The organism is Sphingomonas sp. CCH9-E2 (assembly GCF_001557215.1).
In the GTDB taxonomy this organism is placed as follows: domain Bacteria; phylum Pseudomonadota; class Alphaproteobacteria; order Sphingomonadales; family Sphingomonadaceae; genus Sphingomonas.
In genome coordinates this window covers 1-3,065 of the sequence record NZ_LSJM01000313.1, presented here as the reverse complement: position 1 = coordinate 3,065, position 3,065 = coordinate 1, and the positions used below count along the sequence as shown (strand labels likewise).

At 67.6% G+C, this 3,065-nt stretch carries 3 protein-coding genes; 1 reads left to right on the top strand and 2 read right to left on the bottom strand.

Annotated elements, in window-relative coordinates; translation table 11 throughout:
- Both mreC and AX681_RS14810 read right to left on the bottom strand, forming a co-directional pair.
- Window positions 1-769 (bottom strand): rod shape-determining protein MreC (gene mreC / locus AX681_RS14815; RefSeq protein ID WP_066682439.1); only part of this gene is annotated, 769 nt, incomplete at its 3' end.
- A 13-nt stretch (window positions 770-782) separates the two neighbouring features.
- The gene (locus tag AX681_RS14810; RefSeq protein WP_066664761.1) at window positions 783-1,823 is read right to left on the bottom strand and encodes a rod shape-determining protein; all 1,041 of its coding nucleotides are present in this window, start codon (window positions 1,821-1,823) and stop codon (window positions 783-785) included.
- 170 nt (window positions 1,824-1,993) lie between these two features.
- On the opposite strand from AX681_RS14810, the gene mutL reads away from it, so the two are divergent.
- On the top strand, window positions 1,994-3,065 hold a 1,072-nt coding region (gene mutL, locus AX681_RS14805), incomplete at its 3' end, for a DNA mismatch repair endonuclease MutL (RefSeq protein WP_156456109.1).

The following is a 3,065-nucleotide window of genomic DNA, read 5'->3' as shown; positions in this document are numbered from 1 at the left end:
CGCAGCGCGCGCGCTCCTGCGTCACCGCGACCGCGATGTTGGGCGGGAACAGCCCGCCGGTGCCCGACGTCACGAAGGTATCGCCAGGCTCGAACAGCACCTGCGCCGCGCTGGCCGAGCGGATTTCGAGCAGCCCGTCGCCGCGCCCCGCGGCAATGGCGGGCAGGCCGTCGCGGATGCGGCGCACCGGGACCACGCTTTCGGGATCGAGCACGAGCAGGATGCGCGCGGTATTGGGGCTCACCTCGACCACCCGACCGATCAGCCCGTCCGCGCCGCGCACCGGCTGGCCGGGCCGCACGCCCTGCCAGCTTCCGGCGTTGAGCGTGGCGAAGCGCCGCGTGCTGGACCCGCTGGCATAGACGATGCGGGCTGCCACGACCGGGTCTGCAACGCGGTCGCGCAGCTTGAGCAGCGCGCGCAACCGGCGATTGTCGCGGGTGACGATGCGGGCATGCTCGATCAGCGTCTTGTTCGCCTCAAGCTCGGCCTTGAGCTTGGCATTCTCCTCGCGCACGCCCCAGAAGCTGCCGATCCACCCCGGCGCGCCGGAGATGCCGCGCCGCGTCCAGTCCGCGCCCGAGGCGATCGGGGTGACCAGTTCCGCGAAGGCACCGCGCACAACGGCATAGGCCGGCGGGTTCAGCGTCGAGAGCAACAGCAGCGCCACCGCGACCAGCGCACCGCCGACCGCGACCACATAACCGATGAAGAGCCCGTATTGCGCCCGCCGCGAAAACCCGGGGCGCCGGTTATGTGGCGGCGCCATACCCCCCGCTTCCTCAGACCTGAATCAGAACACCACGAAACACCGGATCTTCTAGCGCACGTCCAGTGCCCAGCGCCACACAGGTGAGCGGATCTTCGGCGACCGTAACGGGCAAACCCGTCTCATCGCGAAGCACTTCGTCGATCCCTTCGAGCAGCGCGCCGCCGCCGGTGAGCACGATGCCCTGATCGACAATGTCGGCGGCCAGTTCGGGCGCGGTGTTTTCGAGCGCGATGCGCACACCCTCCACAATCGTGCCGACCGGTTCGCTCAGCGCTTCTGCGATCTGCCCCTGGTTGATCTGAATTTCCTTGGGCACGCCGTTGACCAGGTCGCGCCCCTTGATGTGGATCGTCAGGCCGATGCCGTCCGCGGGCGGCTTGGCGACGCCCACTTCCTGCTTGATGCGCTCGGCCGTGGCTTCGCCAATCAGCAGGTTATGGTTGCGGCGGACATAAGAAACGATCGCTTCGTCCATCTTGTCGCCGCCGACGCGGACCGAGGTGGAATAGGCAAGGCCGCGCAGCGAGAGTACCGCGACTTCGGTGGTGCCGCCGCCGATATCGACGACCATCGACCCGATCGGCTCGGTCACGGGCATGTCCGCGCCGATCGCGGCGGCCATCGGCTCCTCGATCAGCCACACCTGCGACGCGCCGGCATTTTGCGCGGCGTCGCGGATCGCGCGGCGCTCGACGCTGGTCGAGCCCGAGGGGACGCAGATCACGATCTGGGGCCAGCGCATGAATTTGCGCTGTCCGGTCACCTTGCGGATGAAGTGCGAAATCATCTGCTCGGCGACGTCGATATCCGCAATCACGCCGTCGCGCAGCGGGCGAATCGCTTCGATCGTGCCTGGCGTCTTGCCCATCATCAGCTTGGCGTCGTCGCCAACCGCCTTGACCCGCTTGATCCCGTTGAGCGTTTCGACCGCCACCACCGACGGTTCGTTCAGGACGACCCCGCGCCCGCGCAGATAGACAACGGTATTCGCGGTCCCCAGATCGATCGCGAGATCGTGGGACATGAACTTGAAAAGGCGGGAGAAAATCATTCTGATCGCACCGTTCTGTCACGGCCGCCCGGGGCCGCGGGTTCGCACTGAAAAATCATACCTTGACCCGTTTCGGTCGGATCGACTCCGCACAGGAGAAAATCTGGGGCCGAAGGAAATCTGGCGGATACGGGTCGCGGGATGGCGCCGCTTGGGCTACACCGGCTTGCATGTCAATACGACGCTTGCCGGAGCATCTTGTCAACCGGATAGCCGCAGGTGAGGTGGTGGAACGCCCCGCCAGCGCGCTCAAGGAACTGGTGGAAAACGCTGTCGATTCGGGAGCGACCCGGATCGCCGTGCGGCTGTCCGGCGGCGGGATCGAACTGATCGAGGTGACCGACGACGGATGCGGCATGACGCCGCCCGAAATGGCGCTGGCGCTGGAGCGGCATGCGACGTCGAAACTGCCCGACGATGCGATCGATGCGGTGACCACCCTGGGCTTTCGCGGCGAGGCGCTGCCATCGATCGCGAGCGTGTCGCGCTTCACGGTCGAGAGCCGCCCGCGTGGGGCGGATGGCTGGTCGCGGACCGTGGACAATGGCGCATTGGCGGCGGAGGGGCCGGCCGCTTTGCCTCCCGGCACGCGGGTGCGGGTCGAGGGCTTGTTCGAAAAGGTGCCGGCGCGGCGCAAATTCCTGCGCTCGACGCGGTCGGAATATGCCGCATGCCTCGACGTCGTGAAGCGGCTGGCGATGGCGCGGCCCGAGATCGGCTTTTCGGTCGAGCATGACGGGCGGCGGGTGCTTGCCGTACAGGAAGGGATGGACCGGATCGCGCGCGTCGCCGCGCTGACCGACCGCGATCTGGCGGCGAACAGCGTCGGGATCGATTTCGAGCGCGAAGGGATCATGCTGGGCGGCGTCGCGGGGCTGCCGACGTTCAATCGGGGTGTGGCGGATCACCAATATCTGTTCGTCAACGGTAGGCCCGTTAAGGATCGCCTGCTGACCGGGGCGGTGCGCGGCGCCTATGCCGAGATGCTGGCGCGCGACCGTCATCCGGTGGTGGCGCTGTTCCTCGACGTGCCGCCCGATCAGGTCGATGTGAACGTCCACCCGGCCAAGACCGAGGTGCGGTTCCGCGATCCGCAGCTGGCGCGCGGGCTGATCGTCAGCGGGTTGCGCCGCGCGCTGGACGGGGCAGGGCATCGCAGCGTGCAGCGGCCGGATGCGGCGGTGATGGCGTTGTGGACGAGTTCTTCTTCAAGCCCCTCCCCTTCAGGGGAGGGGTTGGGGG

Bases quoted from the DNA above. Each gene is read 5' to 3' on its own strand.
- AX681_RS14810 (WP_066664761.1), bottom strand. From the start codon at position 1,823: ATGATTTTCTCCCGCCTTTTCAAGTTCATGTCCCACGATCTCGCGATC.